The following is an 18,807-nucleotide window of genomic DNA, read 5'->3' as shown; positions in this document are numbered from 1 at the left end:
TGATAGATATGCCAGATCTGCGAGGTCTGGTTAGCGGATTATTTACTGGAAGACCATAAGTCGGCACTCCGTCGGAGGCCAAACGGTAAAGTGGCATGAAACCTTCCCAAAGGCACGAAGGCGCAAAGTTTTCAGGTGAGTCATTTCTTGGCAGCTTTGCGCCTTTGCGTCAGCTTATGCGAGAGCTATTATCCCTAGCCTCTAGGTGATGCGTTCTGTTTTGGATCTTTAAGGAGGTTACCTCAAATGTCCGAGCCCCAAGAGATGACAACGCCCGACCACAGCGAACTTTTCCATCCCAGTGAGTCCATCGTTGAGAACTCGAATGTGATGGCCTATGCGCGTTCCAAAGGGCTCTCGAGCTATGAAGCGTTGTACCAGTGGACCCTCGATAACAACGAGGAGTTCTGGGCCGATATGGCCAATGAACTCGAATGGTATGAGCCCTGGACGAAAGTCCTTGATGATAGCCAGAAGCCCTTCTTCAAGTGGTTCGTTGATGGCAAGACCAACATTGTCCATAACGCGATTGACCGCCATGCCCGCTCGTGGCGTAAGAATAAGTTGGCCCTTGTTTGGGAGGGTGAGGATGGGACGCAGCGCACCTTCTCGTACCACGCGCTCAACCGCGAGGTGAACAAGATGGCTAACGTACTCAAGAGCGTTGGCGTCAAGAAGGGTGATATTGTTACCATTTATCTGCCCCGCATCCCCGAACTGCCGATGTTCATGTTGGCATGTGCGAAGATCGGTGCAGCCCATAGCGTGGTCTATGGTGGCTTCTCTGAGGCTGCGTTGGCCGACCGCCTCGCTGATGCTCAGAGCAAGGTGCTGATTACGGCAGACGGTGGCTTCATGCGCGCCAAGATCATCGAGTTGAAGAAGATCGCCGATGAAGCAATGTCGCGCACACCCACCGTCCAGACCTGTCTGGTGGTGAAGCGCACAGGCCACGATGTGAACATGGAGCTAGGGCGTGACCTGTGGCTGCACGAGTTGATGGGCCTGCCGATTGCCTCGGCTGAGTGTGAGACTGAGGTGGTAGATGCGGAAGACCCGCTCTTCATTCTCTACACCTCTGGTACTACGGGCAAGCCCAAGGGGGTTGTGCATACCCATGGCGGCTACATGGTTGGCATCTACGCCACGCTCAAGATGGTCTTCGACATGAAGGAGGATGATCGCTACTGGTGCGCCGCCGATCCGGGCTGGATTACCGGCCATAGCTATATCGTCTATAGCCCGCTGATCAATGGTGCCACCTCGATCATGTACGAAGGCGCACCCAACTACCCCTTCCCCGACCGCTGGTGGTCAATTGTGTCGCGCCACTCGGTTACGATCCTCTACACCTCGCCCACCGCCATCCGTGGCTTGATGCGCTTCGGCGAGGCATGGCCGTCCCGCCACGATCTCAGCAGCCTCCGCCTGCTCGGCTCGGTCGGTGAGCCGATCAACCCCGAGGCCTGGAAGTGGTTCTACGGCGTAATCGGCGGCGAGCGCTGCCCGATTATGGATACCTGGTGGCAGACAGAGACGGGCCACTTTATGATTACGCCCACGCCGGTTGTGCCGCTCAAGCCCGGTAGCGCCACCAAAGCCTTCTTGGGGGTTGAGGTGGACGTGCTGCACGAGGATGGCACCTCCTGCGGGGCCAATGAGGACGGCCTGCTGACGCTCAAGCGCCCCTGGCCCGGCATGATGCGGACGATCCTCAACGACCCGCAGCGCTATGTAGACACCTACTGGACCAAGTTGCCCAGCATGTATGCCGCTGGCGATAGCGCCCGCAAGGATGAGGACGGTTACATCTGGGTGATTGGCCGCCTCGACGATGTGATCAAGGTCTCTGGCTACCGCCTGGGCACCGCCGAGGTAGAGAGCGCCCTCGTCAGCCACCCGGCTGTCGCCGAGGCCGCCGCGATTGGCCTGCCCCACGAGGTCAAGGGCAACGCCATCCACGCCTTCGTCATTCTGCGGGCCACCTTCGAGGGCAGCCCCAAGCTGGAGGACGAGCTACGCTCCCACGTCGGCCACGAGCTTGGCCCCATTGCCCGCCCCGACCAGATCACCTTTGTCTCCTCGTTGCCCAAGACGCGCTCGGGCAAGATCATGCGCCGCGTCCTCAAAGCCCGCGCCCAGGGTCTGCCAGAGGGTGATGTGAGTACCTTGGAGGAGTAAGAGGTACTGAGGATTTTTCACCACAGAGGCACAGAGGGCACAGAGAAGGATGTGGCATGCCACATCCTTCTCTGTGTTCTCTGTGCCTCTGTGGTTCAACTCTCTGTATCTCTTTACAAGCGCACCAACAACTCCGCCAAGGCGCGCCGATAGTGTGCGTCAGCCACATGATCCCAACAGGCGGGTAGAGCCTCCAAGACCTGGCTGGATTGTTCGTCGCGTAGGGCGAGGTAGGCGGCTACGGCTGGCCCGGTTGAGGCGGCGCGGGCGTGGGGCGCTAAGAGTTCACTGGCGACGGCAATGTCGTTGAGTATGCCGAGTTGATCTTGCAGTTGCACCAATGGATCAATGGCGGCACTGGCATGATCGGCGAGTACATCGGTGAAGAGTTCGAGGACATAACGCATGCGTTTGCCCTCAATCCGCATCATGTGCAGTAGCTCAATCTCACCTGGCAGCCCATCACGATCATAGGCGCGTAGGGCTTCATAGTGCTGCCAGATGGTGCTGCCGCCCAGGTCACGCACACGCGGCTGGTTGTCCCACTTTGCCAAGTTGTTCATCTGCTTGGCGAAGTTGCGGATGAACTTGGCATAGGCTTTACTATCGAGAAAGACCAGCAGTGCGCCATGGGCAGCTTGACGTTCGGCCATGAGCCGCGAGCGCAAGGTGGCAAGGGACTCGCCCAACGCAGTAGGCAGCGCGTGGGCGCGTGCCTCCAGATCGGCCAAGAGGACATCGCGGTCGCGCACGGCCCCTGCGGCCCGCCCGATGCGCCCAACCCCGCGGGTCAGGCGGCGTAGATCGCCCCCGGCATAGACAGGCGCAAGCAAGCGCAGGGTCGAACGCAGCCGGCGCGTCGCCACACGCAGCGCGTGGATCGCCTCAATCTCCTTATCGGCACGCACATCACGCTCGGCCATGCGTAGGCGGCGCAGGTGGCGGCGCAACAACACGCGGCCCAACTCGGCGAGAGGCGTGGTTGCCTCAGCATACCAAGGCGTGAGGATCGCTTGGGCCTGCTCATCGCCTATGGGCTGCTCCTGCTCTTGCTCTTCCTGGTCACTTGGGGGCGCAGGGAGACTTGTAGCATCAGCAGTTCGCCCACAGAGCACATGGAGTGTCTCGCCAAAGAGCTTATGCCAAAGGTCGGCCTTGGCGACGGCGCGCTCGCCATCGGCTTGAGCATAGGGGCCACGTAAGATCAGCGTCAACGCTTGGGAAGCGGGTTCAACCGCCACCAGATTGGTTGCTTGGGAATGGTGGTAGTCCAAACCATCAGCTACCCGCAGGATTGCGGCCAGTTGCAAGGTCTCATGTTGGGCCCGCTCGCTCAAGGCCAAGTAAGCGGGTTCAAGGTTGGGGCGTACCCGTTTGCGGTGGAAGGCCACCATACTCGCCACCATCTGCTGTTCACGCGGGCTCAGATCATCGAATTGGTGGCGTAGCACAAGATCACGCCCGACAATATGGTGCGCGGGCGGATCAGTAGTTAGGCCCACATTATGCAGCAGTGCGCCAATTTCGAGCAGCCGCCGCTGCTTAATCGGCAGACGATAACGTTCCACGACCGCATCAAAGAGCGCCAGGCTCAGATCGGCAACGTGGCGTGCATGGGCTTGATCAACGTTGTACTGTTCGAGTAGTGTGGAAGTGGTTACTGTTTTCATAAGTTTTTTATGTTAAGGGAAGGACGCGGAAAATAGGAAATAGGGCTGAGGCTTCAGAACGCCTTGGATGCCTCAAGACGGTAAAGTACCTTGAACCATCCGTAATACCATTTACGATTGTAGATTGCAGATTGCCGAACATGGCGTCCGAATGGGCTTGAGCGTTCTTGATAATGCGGCATGTCCAAGGGTAATTGGTATAACAGGGATGAACAGTGCGGCTTAGAGCTCGCCCAGCGGCGTGGTAGAGCCGCCCCCGAGATCCGCCCCAGCGGGGCGGCTCTACCAGCTAGCTCTTGCTGTTCCTTTGTTCTGCTGTTCCTCTGTTCTCCCGGCTCCTACGCATGCACCAACTGAAGCAAAGCCAAGGCACGCTGGAGCTTCGTCTGCGCTTCGGGCACAAGCTCGGCATGGGCTCCAAGGGCGGTTGCAATGGCCGCCAGATCAGCAGGGGAGCCAGCGGGGAGCAGTTCGATCTCGACTTCAGCAAAGGGCTGTTCACGTTCGCCGCCACGCAGCAACCCATGGTCAAGGCAGATCTCAGCCACAGGGTTGCCACTCAGCGTAACATGCAGGACATAGCGTTCGGTCAGCACGGCAGCCATCGGCACAAGTGGAGCACCGCCGGTAAGGGCGAGGGCCAGATCGCGTGCAACGCCAGGCGCCCAAGCGTTGGGATCGGGCTGATCGCCAGGAAACTCAAACTCAGCGCGGCGATGGACACCATCGGCGCTCACCTCCGCTGGCCCCTTCAAGGTCACGAGGGCACGAGCGCCAACGCGGCGCACACGCAAACCATAGCGTGCCATGCCCAAACGCCCATCGGCGGTATCGTAGTAGATATTCTCCTGCTGTTCCGGCGCGGGCGAAGGATTGAGCGCGTAGGCACCCAACCGGCGTAATTTGGCCAACTCGGCCAACTCAGTTGCAGCAATGCGAAACTTAGCTTCGATCTCCATAGATCAATTCCTTGAAAATTTCTTTAAGCCCCGTTTTTTATTCCGTTGTAGCGGCGAAGCCGCCGCAACGGAACAAAAAGAGTTTTTTTGGGGGAGGCTTTGCCTCCCCCAAACCCCCGCCAGGGGCTTAACGTAATGCCTATGGGAGGCTTCGCCTCCCCCAAGCCCCACCGGGGGCTTAACGTAATGCCTATGGGAGGCTTCGCCTCCCCCAAGCCCCACCGGGGGCTTAACGTAATGCCTATGCGCGGCATCCCCCAAGCCCCCGCCGGGGGCTTAACGTAATGCGTATGCGCAGCATCCCTCAAACCCCCACTGATAGTATACGTCAGGATGGCGGTTGCTTGGGTAACAGAGCTACCCAGCAGTGCGGACATCCAATAACCGCAGGGCATCGTAGGTCATGCCATTGGCCAATAGCGGCAAGCCATGCGCCAACAGCAACACCCCACGGGGCGCGAGGGCCATGCCTGGGGCTACGAGGGCCAAGGGGGTCGAGAGGATCAGGATCAGGTGCAGCATGCCTACGGCAGCAGGTTGCAACGGGCGACGCACGGCAGCAAGCAGAAAGAGCGTCAGGGTGAAGCCATTGGTTAGGGTCACTCCGCAGGCAGCCGCCCGGCGTTGTGGTGGCGCAAGCTGGCATAGGGTCGCATAGGGCAAAGCCCAGAGCGCCGCTTGCAAGCTCAAGGCATAGCCTACCAGCGCCGGGGTGAGGTGGAAGCCGCCGGTAGTAGTGGGCCGTGCGCCCAACCAGAGGGCAGTGGTGCGCGCCCCACACGCCGCATCATTGGCCAGATCGCGTAGCGAGCCATGGATGCCATTAACCTGCATAATCACCACAAGCTCATAGGCCATCAACCAGCGCAACAGCGACCCATCGGGCCGTCCCGTCGCCGCTGCGCCATAGGCCAACAACGCAGCCCAACCGAGCCCTTGAAGCCCATCGGTGAGTGGCGGCAAGGGGCAGCGTTTGCCCCAACGATTATAGATCGCCAAAAGCCCAAAGGCAAGGGTGATGCGCATACGCCGCGCCGCAGTGCGACGTGGCGCAAACCCAAGCGCATCAAGAGCATAGGCCAAACCGACACACCCCAGGCTCAAGCCACAGGCCGCAGCGTTGCTCAGTGCCCCACGTACCAACGGGTAATCGGCGCGCAACGGCTGACTCCGATCCAACTCAAGATCGCAGCGATCATTATCAAGATAGGCAAAGCCATGAAAGGCCGCCGCCACCCCCAACAGGCCCAGCGCTTGACGCAAGGTAAGGCGCGGATCTGCTGCTGCCGCGCCCGCAAGCGGCAACACCGCCGTAGCGCCAAAGGCCGAAAAGCGAAAGGTATGGTAGAGATCGCGTAGCATGGGGAAAGGAAAAAGGGAAAAGGGAAAAGGAAGAAGGGGGGCAATACTGCAATATTCGCCATGGCTGGGTGCGCGGGCCTGCGGCCCGCGCACCCAGACACTAGAATCGTGCGGTAACCACACCCAAGACGGTCATAAAGAGCGCAATTGCCAGGGTTGAGCCGTAGAGGACGGGGAGAACTGAGGGCACGAGGACGGCACCGCGACTGAAGGGAATGGCAACCAGCAGGAAGACGGTGGTGAGCGGGAAGCTCTGGACGTGGGCCAACCAGAGGGCGCGCCGCCATTGGTTGCGGCGTACCCGTTCGCCCACAAGCCGCCCAATGGTAGTACCCGCCGCCGAGATGAGCGTCCAGAGAAAAGCGGCTGTGAAGAGCTCCCACGCCCGCTCGGTATGCACCCACTGGAAAGCCAAGCCACCGATGGCCCCCAAGATCGCACTGACGCCCAAGGGGATGAGAAATGCTGGCGAGGGCATGGTAACTCCTTTGGGGAAGGGAAGTAGGAAAGTAGGGAAAATGTCAGAGCACGTTACAGTCTAGGTGCATCCAAGTCATCTTGATGCCTCATGCCAGCCGGTAGATCCGCCCCAGCGAGGCGGATCTACTCCAAACCGTCAATAGACGGTAAAGCTGAAAGCGCATTTCTGAAACCTTCCCTTAGCGCGAAAAAGTCTTGGGTTCACAGTTGGCATCGTGGTGGCTTCGACAAGCTCAGCCACCGCGCTAGACTCATACCAATTACCCTTGAACATGCCGCATGATCAAGAACGCTAAAGCCTATTGGAACACCATGTTCGGCAATCTGCAATCTACAATCGTAAATGGTATCACACACTCACCAACAGCACCCCACAGATCAAGGCAGCCACTCCGGCCCATTGGAGCGAGACGAGGCGTTCGCGCAGGAAGAGCCACGCGAGCAGTACGGTGACTGCGCTGAAGATGGAGGCCAGGGCGGTGACGACGCTGACATAGGCGCTACTAATGCCTAGGTTGTAGCTCAGGAAGCCAAGGGTGTCTACGATGACTGCGACAACCAGCATGCGCCAGGTGTTGTTGGCGGGCCGGGCGATTGATTCACGCGCCCACGCGAGCATGAGGATGGCGCTGAACATGGCTAATACGCGGCCTATGAAGACGGGCCAGATGATACCGAATTCGGCGGTGATGGGGGCTAACAACCAGAAGAAGAGGCCGTAGAAGATGGCTGAGCCAATGGCCGATTTCATGCCGCGCAGTGAGGCGTTGCGGTTGTCGGCACCCGCCCGCGAGACGATAATGACGCCGCCAATGACCAGCGTTACTCCCATAAGGGCGAGGGCGCTGGGGCGTTCGCCACCGAGAATGGCGAGGGCGGTGGTCACGACGGCGAAACTGGCCGCAATCGGCGAGACAATGGCGACTGTGCCGACGCTCAGGGCATGGTAGAGCAGAATGGTGGCAATGACATTGAAGGCGTTTACCAGCAAGGCCCAGAGCCAGAGCAGCGGATCGCTCGGTGGTACGTCGCCACTGAGGAGCAGGACAAGTACAATCGCGAGGGTGCCGAGTGTTTGGATCCAGAATAAGCCTTGACGTAGGCCAATCTGGCGGTTGACCCGGCTCATGAAGAAATCGCTCGTGCCCCAACCAACGGCAGCGAGTAGTCCGAAGATGATGCCCATAGGTGTGTGTGTCTTTACCTCCCCCCGGTGGGGGCTTCGACAAGCTGGCTTCGACAAGCTGGCTTCGACAAGCTGGCTTCGACAAGCTGGCTTCGACAAGCTGGCTTCGACAAGCTGGCTTCGACAAGCTGGCTTCGACAAGCTCAGCCACCGAGCCAGCGTCGCGGTGGCTGAGCCTGTCGAAGCCACCGCGACGCCGCCAACACGGAACAAAAAACCGGATTTGGGGCGACAGCCCCAACATAACTACAACGGTAGTACAAGCTGTGTATAGAGATGCTCATAGCTATGAATAAGCCTAGATACCGCGAAGCGCTGACTGGCGCTCTGGCGGGCAGCATTGCCAAGACGTTGACGGGTTGCATCATCGCTGAGGAGTTGTGCTAGGCGGGCGGCGAAGCTCTCAATGGTAGGCGCAAAGATGCCGGTTACTTCATGCTCAATGATGTCGGGCGTACCGCCGGTGGGCATTGCAAGGATTGGTGCGCCCAGGGTGGCGGCTTCGAGCAGGACGCGACTGAGTGGTTCGCCCCATTGCGAGGGGAAGAGTAGGAGATCGCAACGGGCCATGAGGCGTAGGGTTTCGGTGTGATCGGCCCATTCTAAGAAATGGGTGGGGATCGCTTGTGCAGCCATAGCGCGGGCGAGTTGCTGGCGGAGTGCCCCATTACCTGCGATCACCAAGGTGAAGGCAGGCAGAGCAGTAGTATGCTTGCGGAGGGCTTGGAAGATTGCGGGTAGGAGCCCGGCCCCTTTATTGGTTTCAAGTTTGCCGACGAAGAGGAGCAGTTTGCCGTTCCAGGTTGTCTGGGGCGGCGTGGCGGCGAGGGCTTCATTGGCGGCTAGATCAACTAGATTGGGTAGGACGTGTAGCCGTTCGGCTGCCACGATGCCCGCCAAGCGCCCGGCGATGTAGTTGCTCACTGCAATCACCGCGTTGGCTTGGGCTAGGTAGGCGGCGCGACGGCGCATGTGGCCAAGCATGTAGGGTAACGCCGGCAGTGCCAGTAGCCCGCCAATTGCACCCAAGCGGGCGATCAGATCGGTAGCCAATGCAGCCCAATTGTGCTGCGGCAGCGGCACCTGATCGCCATGCAGCCCCGTGGCAAAATAATGCCAGGGCCAGTGGTCGCGCACGGTAACCACGACCGGGCAGCCCAGCTTGCGCCCCGCCAGAATGGCTGCGGGGGCAACTTGGACATGTTGGGCGTGAATGGCCGTGGGCGGCGGCCCCGCATGGGCCACAGTGCAAATGGCCTGCGCCAACGGCCCCCAGAGATACTCGTGGCGGAAGTAGTTCTGCACCACAGGCAGACGCGGCGCCCAATAGCTCACCCGCACCCCCGGTACCCCTGCGCCATCGAAGTCATGGGTGGGTAGCGCATGTGCTTGTTGCCGCAAAGGAATGTTTGGGAACGCAACAAAACTGCGGGCTCTTCGCCCCTCTCCCACAACGTGGGAGAGGCGATGCCCTGAGCTTGTCGAAGGGGGTAGGGGGTGAGGGCCATCTAGGGCATCCCAATGACCTGTCTGTGGTTTTGGGGGCACATGTTCTACGAGATTATAAACACCACCAAACGGGGGCAGTGTGGCCGCAGCGCACACCGGCACAAGCGCGGTCACATCATGGCCACGGGCCATGAGCGCCCGTGCGAGGGCGTGGCTACTCCATGCCGCGCCTCCTTGACCCAATGGCGGGAAGACATCACTTGGAATGAGAATACGCATTGCGTAGTAAGGGATGGTTCGTGACGGCTTTACTGTTTGCGAAGACGCGAAGACGCGAGGATGCGAAGCCTTCGCCTCTTCGCCTCACGCATCCTCGCAAGATAGTAAAGCAACCTTTCGCTTTTCTGAAACCTTCCCTAAGCATACCACATGAAGCTCTTACCAAACACTTACCATCCACTTGTATCAGCCTTACGATGCCATGCTACACTGCTGGTGTGGGAAATTAGTGCCGTAACGCACAAGAAATAATGAAGGAGCCCGACCGATGAGCATGATTGAAGATCAGACCACTGTAGCGACCTTTTCTCCCGCTGAGTTGTACGCCCGCATTTTGCGCGACGAGCCGACCTTCATTCTTGATGTACGCAATGAGGATGAGTTTGCACGTAGCTCTATTGAAGGCCGAACGAAGCTGACGACGCTCAATCTGCCCTATTTCGAGTTCCTTGAGGATGAGGATGGATGTGCGGCCCGTGTGCCCAGTGATCGTGAGGTCTTCGTTGTCTGTGCTAAGGAAGGCTCTTCGCAGTATGTTGCTGGCATCTTGCAGGAGCGTGGCTACAAGGCGCGCTACCTTGAGGGTGGCTATACTAGTTGGGGCAATTTCTACGATGTGCGCGACGTTGTTAATGCCGCGTGGGGCCGCATTGTTCAGGTGGCCCGTCCGGCCCGTGGCGATCTGAGCTTCGCGGTGATTAGTGGTGGCGAAGCGGCGCTGATTGATCCTATGCGCCACACTCAGGTCTACCTTGATCTGATTGCCGAGGCGGGGGCCAAGCTGACGCGCATCTTTGATACCCACGTTCACGCTGATCATATTAGTGGCGGCCCGGCCCTGGCTGAGGCTACCGGCGCACCCTACTACGTCCATGCCTACGATGCCATCCACCCGATTGATATGCTCCCAGCGGTGATTGCCTACACCCATATTGAGGAGGGCCATAGCTTTGAGGTAGGCCAGGTGAAGATTACCACCCGCTGGTTCCCCGGCCATACCCTAGGCCAAGTCAACTATCGCCTCGATGCTCCTGATGGCCAGAGTGGGCTCTTCACGGGCGACGGCATCTTCCTACGCTCCTTCGGGCGTCCCGACCTGGGCGGCAAGGGTGAAGCGTGGACGCCGATGCTCTACCGTAGCCTCACTGAGCGCCTGCCTACGATGGTTGACGATAGTACGCTCATTCTGCCCGCCCACTTTAGCACGCTCGATGAGGGTAATGCTGAGGGCATCTTCGCCGCAGCCTATAGCGAGGTGCGCGCCAGCAATGATGCGCTCAAGCCCCGCGATGAGGCCGAGTTTACCACGTATGTCCTGAGCAACCTGCCGGTCTTTCCGCCGGAGTATGTCGAGATCAAGCGGGTTAACATTGGTCTGAGCACCCCCTGTGACGGCACCGCTAATGAGCTTGAGCTTGGTAAGAATATTTGTGCCCTGTCCGGCTAGTTGACTGTTAGAAGCAAACGTGAGCGAGTGTTTTAAGGAGCGGCGCAGCCGCCCCAACCCCCACCGCAAGGCTTACCGTGATACAATCTAGCGCATAACGCGCTTTTAAGGAGATACAAGACCATGACTAGTTTCGATCAGACGCTTGATGTTAAAGGTGCCAAGTGCCCCATGCCCCTGGTGAAGAGCCGCAAGGCCATCGGCGATCTGCCGGTAGGTCAGGTGCTCAAAGTTGTTGCGACCGACCGTGGTTCTGTTGCCGATTTCCAGGGTTGGGCCAAGACCGCCAAGAATGTTGAGTTGGTTGGCCAAGAGACGGTGAACGAGGGGGGCCAAGACCTCTATCTGCATTTCATTAAGCGCACGGCGTAGCAGCAGAGAACAGGAGAACGGAAGAACAGGAGAACAGAAGAACAAGTCAAGAAAATTTCTGTTCTTCTGTTCATTTGTTCCTCTGTTCTTCAATAGGAGCATATAATGACAACGACTACTGATACCGATACACTACTAGAGCGCATTGCGCTGCTTGAGAGGCGCGTAGCCGAGCTAGAGAACCACCCGGCCCAGGGGATTGAAGATCGGGTTGCGCTGGTGGTCTTTTCGGGTGATCTGGACAAGGCGATTGCTGCCTTTATCATTGCGACGGGGGCGGCTTCGATGGGGCTTGAGGTGAGCATGTTCTTCACCTTCTGGGGCCTCAGTGCGGTCAAGAAGCAGAAGATCTTCAATGGCAAAGACCTGCTCGAGCAGGGCTTCACCGCGATGCTGCCGGGCAAGTTGGGCGACACCGGCCTCTCGCAGATGAACTTCTTTGGCGCAGGGGCCCAGATTATCCGCAGCCTCATGAAGAAGCACGATGTCTCGTCGCCCGAAGAGCTCTTTGCGCTGGCACAGGAACTCGGAGTACGCATGGTGGTCTGCGATATGTCCCGCGAACTCTTGGGCGTGAAGGATGCCGAGTTGGTTGATGGGCTTGAGTTGGGCGGCGTGGCCACCTTTTTGGGTGATGCGGCCCGTGCGAAAGTGACGCTCTTTATTTAGCGGGGAAGCGAGACGCGAGACGCGAGACGCGAGAAGTGAGACGCGAGACGCGAGACGCGAGAAGTGAGACGCGAGACGCGAGACGCGAGACGCGAGACGCGAGACGCGAGACGCGAGACGCGAGACGCGAAGATGCGGGGGCGCGGGGATGTGTGAGGCAAACGCTTCGCCTCTTCGCCTCTTCGCCTCACGCATCCATACTTTTCACTTTTCTGAAACCATCCCTTAGAATATAAACACACCATGAGCAACGATTTCATCACATACAAACCCACCCCGGACGTGCTGTTAGCAGGCCAGCCCCAGGTTGAAGACTGGGCTGCGTTGGCTCAGGCGGGTTACACCACGGTTCTGAACGTGCGCGGCGACGCTGAACGGGCGACTGTGCAGGCGCACAATGCTGAAGCGGCTGGCCTGCGTTACCTGCATCGCCCATGGCCTGCGAATGAACTGGAGCCCGAGCATGTTGCTGAATTGGCCGCCATTATCAACGCACCCGAAACAGGGCGTCTGGTCTTTCATTGCCGCAGTGCCACCCGCGTCGGCCTGATGTGGATGCTCTACCGCCAATTGCATCACGGCTGGACACGCGCCCAAGCGGTGGCCGAGTTGGTTGCTGCTGGCTACGATAGCGATTCACTCGAAACCTTTGACTATTGTGCCGATGACTACTTCGAGCGCAATGGCGCGCCGGTGGCTTCGTAAGGCTAGGAAGTAGGAAATAGGAAATAGGAAATAGGGGTGAGGTATCAGAATGCTCTGGATACCTCAGAGCTAGAGCATTGCCTGAAATCCCCCTGATACATAAGGAAAACTGGTGGCTACCTCACAACCTATGCCAACGCGGGCACCAAAGACGGCCCAGGCCACCGGCCTGGGTCGCTATGTGCCCTTTATCCATTGGATGCGCCACTATCGCCGCGACGACCTGCCGAATGACTTGGTTGCGGGGATTGTCACGGCGATTATGCTCATCCCTCAGAGTATGGCCTATGCCCAATTGGCGGGCCTACCGCCACAGATTGGGCTCTATGCCTCAGTGGTGCCGCTGATTATCTATGCCCTGCTCGGCACTTCGGGCCAGCTCTCGGTTGGCCCGGTGGCCATCACGTCGCTCATGGTCTTCAGTGGAGTCAGTGTGCTTGCCGAAGCAGGGAGCGCCCGTTATATCCAGTTGGTACTCCTGCTGGCATTGATGGTGGGTGCGATCAAGTTGCTGCTGGGCCTCTTCCGCATGGGCTTCATTCTCAACTTTATCTCCCACCCGGTTCTCGCTTCGTTTACCACCGCCTCGGCGCTGATTATTGCTGCGGGCCAATTGAAGCATATTTTGGGCGTTTCGATGCCCAATCTCGCCTTCCACGAGACGCTCTACCAAGCGGTGGTGAGTATCAGTGTGGCCAATCCGACGACGCTTACGATTGGGTTACTCAGTATTGCGCTGCTGCTCTTCTTTCGCATGGGGCTGCGCCCGCTGCTGCAAAAGGCCGGGCTGCAACCACTGACGGTGACGCTGATTGTCAGTGGTGCGCCGCTGATTACGGTGGTTGCGGGTAGCTTGGCGACATGGCTGCTGCGCCTCGATGAGCACGCCGGGGTTGCGGTGGTTGGCGCGATTCCCGCTGGGCTCTCGCCGCTCAGTTGGCCCGCGCCCAACCTCAATGATGTCCAGGCGCTCATGCCAGTGGCCGCCGCGATTGTGCTGGTCAGTGTCGTCGAGTCGATTGCTGTGGCCAAAGCGCTGGCCAGCAAGCGCCGCCAGGCGATTGATCCCGACCAAGAACTTGTTGCGCTGGGGGCGGCCAATCTGAGTGCCGGGCTCTTCAGCGGCTACCCGGTCACGGGCGGGTTTGCGCGTTCAGTCGTCAACTTCCAGGCGGGCGCAATCACCGGACTGGCCTCGCTGATCACCGCAGCAGGCATCGCGCTGATTCTGCTCTTCTTCACCCCGCTCTTCTACTACCTACCCCAAGCGGTCTTGGCCGCCACCGTGATTGTGGCCGTCTTTGGCCTAGTCGATCTGAAAGAGCCACGCCACATCTGGGCGGCCAACCGGGGCGACGCCATCACCTGGGGGCTCACCTTTGCTGCGGTGCTGATCTTGGGCATCGAAATGGGCATCTTCGTTGGCGTAGGCATCTCGCTGGCCACCTACCTCTGGCGCACCAGTCGGCCCCACATCGCCATCGTCGGGCGCCTGGGCGAGAGCGAGGTCTACCGCAACATCTTGCGCTACGACGTAACCACATGGCCCGACGTGGTAGCGGTGCGCGTAGACGAGAGCCTCTACTTTGCCAATACGCGCTACCTTGAGGCTGCGCTGCTGCGCATTGTGGCCGAACGGCCCGAAGTGAAGCACCTGGTACTGATCGGCTCGGCGATCAACTTCATCGATTCCAGCGCACTCCACAGCCTTGAGGCGCTCTTGCAACAACTCCGCGACGGCGGGGTGCAACTGCACCTAGCCGAAATCAAAGGGCCGGTGATGGACGGCCTCAAGCGGGCCCATTTTGTCGAAAAGATCGGCGCAGAACACATCCACCTCACGACCCATGCGGCGATGCGGGCACTTGGGCATGGGTAGGAGGTACCGAGCATTGAACCACAGAGGCACCGAGGGCACAGAGTTTATGTCAATAATGGCGATTGCCATGCCACATGCCTCTCTGTGTTCTCTGTGTCTCTGTGGTTCAATCCTCTGCATCTCTAAGAGGCTGTCTGAAAAGTCTATGAACTGGCGTTGGAGTGCCGGCTTCAGCCGGCTAAAGCCGGCACTCCAACACGTGTCCACTAGCTTTTCAGACAGACTCTAAGGCACCACCTCTGTCGTCAACACGCGCACAGCGCCAGCTTCGCGCAGGGCAGCGGCGATGGTGGGGGCTGCGGCGGGAGGCGCGAGGGCGAGCATAATGCCGCCCCAGCCCGCGCCGGAGAGTTTGGCTCCAAGGGCGCCCGCTGCACGGGCAGCATGGACGAGGCGCTCTAGTTCGAGCGAGGAGACGCCGATCTGCTCAAGGAGGGCTTGGTTCTGGTTGAGCAACGTGCCCAAGGTGGCGTGATCGCCCTGGGCGAGGGCGCTACGCGCTTGACCTACGAGGGTGGCGACGGCGGCAAAGAGGGCTTCATAGCGGGCCGGATCGGCCTGCCATGCCGTGCGTACCGCGCCGACGGGCAGATGGGTGGCGCTTCGCACGCCAGTGTCGCCCACCACGAGGGTGAAGGGTGCGCCAATGGCAATCGGTTCAATCAGAGGCTTGGGGCTACGCCGCTCGAACCAGATGGCCCGCTCGTGAGCCACGACGGTGTTGTCAATCCCACTTGGTGTGCCGTGGAAACGCTGCTCACTGGCATAGACCAAGGCGGCAATCGTGTCGGCATCCCAAGTCTGCCCGGCGTACATGGCGAGCGCCCGTACCAGCGCAGTGGCAATGGCGGCCCCGCTGCCCATCCCGCTGGCCACCGGAATCTGCGAACGCAACGTAATCGTCAGGTCGGCCTGGCCCAAGCCAAGTTGCGCCGCCACCTCTAGGGCCAACTCGCTCAACGGGTTAGCGGATTGCTCGTGGGCGCTCCACGCCTCATTGAGATCAGGCGCAACCAAACGCAGCCCCTCACCGTGTTGCCCCGCCGTCACCAACGCAGTAGCACGCACATCAGCGAGTGGCAACGCCAGCGCCGGGCAACCGTAGACAACAGCGTGTTCGCCGCAAAGGATGAGTTTGGCTGGAGCTGAGGTTTGCATGGGGGAGAACGGAAGAACAGAGGAACAGGAGAACAGAGGAACAGGGGAACAGGGGGACAGGGGAACAGGGGAACAGGAGAACAGGAGAACAGGAGAACAGGAGAACAGGAGAACAGGGGAACAGGGGAACAGAGAACGGGTTGTTAGAGGCTGTCTGAAAAGTCTATGAACTGACGTTGGAGTGCCGACGTTAGTCGGCTAACGCCGGCACTCCAACAGGTGCCCACTAGCTTTTCAGACAACTTCTTAGGGATGGTTTCAGAAATGCGCTTTCAGTCTTACTGTTGGAGTGCCGACGTTAGTCGGCATCCGGAGGTTGTCGGTGATCTCAGTGGAGTGCTATATACTCACGTAAAATCTGATTGATCCGCTCTGGGTAATCATGACCCTGCTGCTTAAACCAAGTGAGTACATCAGGATCGAGTTCAACTGCATGGGGGAGTGTCAGCTTGGCACGCGCAAAAAAAGCGTCCGACAACGGCGGAATATCCGTATAGTCAATCGCTTCATCCGCCATCTTCGCCAAACCCTCCCAGTCGGTTTGTGAGGTATGCTTCGTAGCGTTGTCGTTCATGCTTATTCGCCTTTCGTGCTGAGATAATACGAATCGATCTTATGTCGTTGGATGTTAAGCGCATTCTTGGTAGAATCCCACTCAAACTGCATGACATGTCTTCCTAAACTGTGTGACAGCGTGACTACTATGGCACCGCTTCCGCAGGCTCTGGCATAGGCGCTTCCACAGGCTCAGGTATCGCAGACGGCGCAGCCATAGGCGCATCCGTAGCCCGAACCGTAGGCACTACGGTAGGTTGCTGTTGCATCGTCTGCTCATTCGGTTTTGTATTCATGTTGATTGCCATTACAATACAAAATAGGCCAAATACGCCAAAGAAGAACCTTGCAAACGTATTCACCTGTGGGATATTCACCGTTCCCTTAATCCAGACATTACCTCCCAAGATGGCGATGAGCAAGGACAAGGTGCCTATGATGAACATGACGACATCAAGAGTCATGGGTCTGCCCTTTTTGACGATGGTGTGCGACTCTCCCAGGAGGGCGTAGCAGCGGCCCTTACGCTCTTTTCTTATGCATGATGCTTGGGGTTGGGCCGCTGCTACGCCCCTACAGTTGGCGGTGGCGATGGTTTTTTCCTCATCCCTCATCCCTCATCCCTCATCCCTCATCCCTCATCCCTCATCCCTCATCCCTCATCCCTCATCCCTCATCCCTCCCTACTCCCACTCAATCGTGGCTGGCGGCTTCGAGGAGAGGTCGTAGACGACGCGGTTGACGTCGGCGACTTCGTTGACGATGCGGCTGCTGATGCGTGCCAATAGCTCATAGGGCAGACGGGCCCAGTCGGCGGTCATGTAGTCGTCGGTGGTGACGGCGCGGAGCGCGATGGTGTCGGCGTAGGTGCGGCCATCGCCCATGACGCCGACGCTCTGGACGGGCAGTAGTACGGCGAAGGCTTGTTGGGTGGCGCGGTAGAGTTGGGCGTTGCGGAGCTCTTCCATGAAGATGGCGTCGGCGCGGCGTAGTGTCTCGAGGCGCTCGTGGCTCACCGGGCCGATGATCCGTACCGCAAGGCCGGGGCCGGGGAAGGGGTGCCGCCAGACCCATTCTTCGGGCAGGCCCAACTCGAGCCCGGCGGCGCGTACTTCGTCTTTGAACATGTAGCGCAATGGCTCAACCAGTTCCATCTCCATGTCGGGCGGCAGGCCACCGACGTTGTGGTGGGTCTTGATCGTCACGCCCTTTTTACGGTCGGGGGCGCTCGATTCGATCACGTCGGGGTAGAGGGTGCCTTGGGCCAAAAATTTGGCATTGTCAAGCGTGCGTGCTTCGCGCTCGAAGATGCGGACAAACTTTTCGCCTATAATCTTGCGTTTGCGCTCTGGATCGGCGACGCCCTCAAGGGCACTGAGGAACTCTTCGCGGGCGTTGACCGCAACTAGTGGTATCTGGAAATGCTCGCGGAAGGTGGCGATCACCTGTTCCGCTTCGCCAAGACGCAGTAGGCCGTTATCCACAAAGACGCAGGTGAGCCGCTCGCCAATGGCGCGATGGATGATCAGTGCGGCCACCGCTGAGTCAACGCCGCCGGAGAGGGCGCAGATGACGCGCCCATCAGGGCCGACGCGGGTGGCTACGCGCTCGACCGCTTCGGCCACAAATTCGGCAGGCCGCCATGTGGCGTTTGCGCCGCAGATGCGGAAGCTGAAGTTGCTCAGGATGGTACGCCCATGCTCCGTATGCACCACCTCGGGATGGAATTGGACACCATACCAGCGCCGCGCATCATCGCCAATTGCGGCAAAGGGCGTAGCGGCGTTGGCCGCCAAAGCCTGAAAGCCGGCAGGCAAGGCTTCGATGCGGTCGCCGTGGCTCATCCAGACCAACTGCTCAGTGGGGGTCTCATAGAAGAGCGGATGGGCAGCGCTGAGTGTGATGCTGGCCGGGCCATACTCATGCCGGTCGGGGCGCTGCACCACACCACCGAGGGCGCGGCTGATCAGTTGCATCCCGTAGCAGATACCCAGCACAGGCAGATCAGCCTCAACGAGCCACGCGGGCATTTGGGGCGCACCTTCAGCATAGACACTCGCCGGCCCACCAGAGAGCACAACCCCCAGGGGCTTCAACGCCCGCACCTGAGCTTCAGGGGCATCGTGGGGCAACAATTCACTATAGATACCCAATTCACGCAGACGACGCACAATCAACTGGGCCGTCTGCGAACCAAAATCGAGTACGGGCAGGCTTTGGCTTTGGTCGGACATGGGAACTCCCGGTAGAACAGAAGAACAGAAGAACAGAGGAACAGAGGAACAGAGGAACAGAGGAACAGAAGAACAGAAGAACAGAGGAACAGAGGAACAGAGGAACGCAACAAAACTGCGGTGCCTGCGCCCCGCTCCCACAACGTGGGAGCGGGGACCAGCTAGGGCATCCTAAGAGGCTGTCTGAAAAGTCTATGGTTTGGCGTTGGAGTGCCGGCTTCA

Annotated in this window: 16 protein-coding genes; 6 read left to right on the top strand and 10 right to left on the bottom strand. The window is 59.2% G+C overall.

What is annotated here, in order from left to right; genetic code table 11:
• Positions 1–246 precede the first annotated feature (246 nt).
• The gene (gene acs, locus CJ255_RS10690; RefSeq protein WP_097644090.1) at positions 247–2,181 is read left to right on the top strand and encodes an acetate--CoA ligase; all 1,935 of its coding nucleotides are present in this window, start codon (positions 247–249) and stop codon (positions 2,179–2,181) included.
• A gap of 113 nt (positions 2,182–2,294) precedes the next feature.
• Here acs and CJ255_RS10685 read toward each other — a convergent pair whose 3' ends face one another.
• The 6 genes from CJ255_RS10685 to CJ255_RS10660 all read right to left on the bottom strand — a co-directional run bounded on the left by CJ255_RS10685 (position 2,295) and on the right by CJ255_RS10660 (position 9,566).
• On the bottom strand, positions 2,295–3,851 hold the full coding sequence (locus tag CJ255_RS10685; protein ID WP_097644089.1) for a CHAD domain-containing protein: 1,557 nt from the start codon (positions 3,849–3,851) through the stop codon (positions 2,295–2,297).
• 338 nt (positions 3,852–4,189) lie between these two features.
• Positions 4,190–4,810, bottom strand: a complete 621-nt coding sequence (locus tag CJ255_RS10680; RefSeq protein ID WP_097644088.1) for a CYTH domain-containing protein — start codon at positions 4,808–4,810, stop codon at positions 4,190–4,192.
• A gap of 357 nt (positions 4,811–5,167) precedes the next feature.
• Positions 5,168–6,172, bottom strand: coding sequence for a UbiA family prenyltransferase (locus tag CJ255_RS10675; protein ID WP_097644087.1), 1,005 nt, complete (start codon positions 6,170–6,172; stop codon positions 5,168–5,170).
• 100 nt (positions 6,173–6,272) lie between these two features.
• Positions 6,273–6,650: a hypothetical protein gene (locus CJ255_RS10670; RefSeq protein WP_097644086.1), complete on the bottom strand. Its 378-nt coding sequence runs from the start codon at positions 6,648–6,650 to the stop codon at positions 6,273–6,275.
• Positions 6,651–7,001: 351 nt separating this feature from the next.
• On the bottom strand, positions 7,002–7,838 hold the full coding sequence (locus tag CJ255_RS10665) for a DMT family transporter (protein ID WP_097644085.1): 837 nt from the start codon (positions 7,836–7,838) through the stop codon (positions 7,002–7,004).
• 246 nt (positions 7,839–8,084) lie between these two features.
• Positions 8,085–9,566 (bottom strand): glycosyltransferase, encoded by a 1,482-nt coding sequence (locus CJ255_RS10660; protein ID WP_124681903.1) that lies wholly within the window; start codon positions 9,564–9,566, stop codon positions 8,085–8,087.
• Between the two features lie 268 nt (positions 9,567–9,834).
• Between CJ255_RS10660 and CJ255_RS10655 the strand changes: the two genes are divergently transcribed.
• The 5 genes from CJ255_RS10655 (at position 9,835) to CJ255_RS10635 (ending at position 14,638) form a co-directional block, all read left to right on the top strand.
• Complete coding sequence (locus CJ255_RS10655; RefSeq protein WP_097644084.1) at positions 9,835–11,013, top strand: MBL fold metallo-hydrolase; 1,179 nt, start codon at positions 9,835–9,837, stop codon at positions 11,011–11,013.
• A 123-nt stretch (positions 11,014–11,136) separates the two neighbouring features.
• Positions 11,137–11,385, top strand: a complete 249-nt coding sequence (locus CJ255_RS10650; RefSeq protein WP_097644083.1) for a sulfurtransferase TusA family protein — start codon at positions 11,137–11,139, stop codon at positions 11,383–11,385.
• 105 nt (positions 11,386–11,490) lie between these two features.
• Positions 11,491–12,054, top strand: coding sequence for a DsrE/DsrF/DrsH-like family protein (locus tag CJ255_RS10645; protein WP_097644082.1), 564 nt, complete (start codon positions 11,491–11,493; stop codon positions 12,052–12,054).
• Positions 12,055–12,297: 243 nt separating this feature from the next.
• Positions 12,298–12,759: a protein tyrosine phosphatase family protein gene (locus CJ255_RS10640; RefSeq protein WP_097644081.1), complete on the top strand. Its 462-nt coding sequence runs from the start codon at positions 12,298–12,300 to the stop codon at positions 12,757–12,759.
• 112 nt (positions 12,760–12,871) lie between these two features.
• Entirely contained in the window at positions 12,872–14,638 is a 1,767-nt protein-coding gene (locus tag CJ255_RS10635; RefSeq protein WP_245863319.1) for a SulP family inorganic anion transporter, read from the top strand.
• Between the two features lie 225 nt (positions 14,639–14,863).
• Here the strand turns inward: CJ255_RS10635 and mvk are convergent, their stop codons facing one another.
• The 4 genes from mvk to guaA form a co-directional block, all read right to left on the bottom strand.
• Entirely contained in the window at positions 14,864–15,796 is a 933-nt protein-coding gene (mvk, locus tag CJ255_RS10630) for a mevalonate kinase (protein ID WP_097644079.1), read from the bottom strand.
• 328 nt (positions 15,797–16,124) lie between these two features.
• Entirely contained in the window at positions 16,125–16,370 is a 246-nt protein-coding gene (locus tag CJ255_RS10625) for a BrnA antitoxin family protein (protein WP_097644078.1), read from the bottom strand.
• A gap of 127 nt (positions 16,371–16,497) precedes the next feature.
• Positions 16,498–16,815 carry a hypothetical protein gene (locus CJ255_RS10620; protein WP_124681902.1) on the bottom strand — a complete coding sequence of 106 codons (318 nt, stop codon included), beginning with the start codon at positions 16,813–16,815 and terminating at the stop codon, positions 16,498–16,500.
• Positions 16,816–17,034: 219 nt separating this feature from the next.
• Positions 17,035–18,585 (bottom strand): glutamine-hydrolyzing GMP synthase, encoded by a 1,551-nt coding sequence (gene guaA, locus CJ255_RS10615; protein ID WP_097644076.1) that lies wholly within the window; start codon positions 18,583–18,585, stop codon positions 17,035–17,037.
• Positions 18,586–18,807 lie beyond the last annotated feature (222 nt).

Origin of the sequence: Candidatus Viridilinea mediisalina (assembly GCF_002532535.1) — a bacterium.
Lineage (GTDB): Bacteria > Chloroflexota > Chloroflexia > Chloroflexales > Chloroflexaceae > Viridilinea > Viridilinea mediisalina.
The sequence above is the reverse complement of the archived record's forward strand: the minus strand, read 5'-3'. Positions and strand labels throughout refer to the sequence as shown.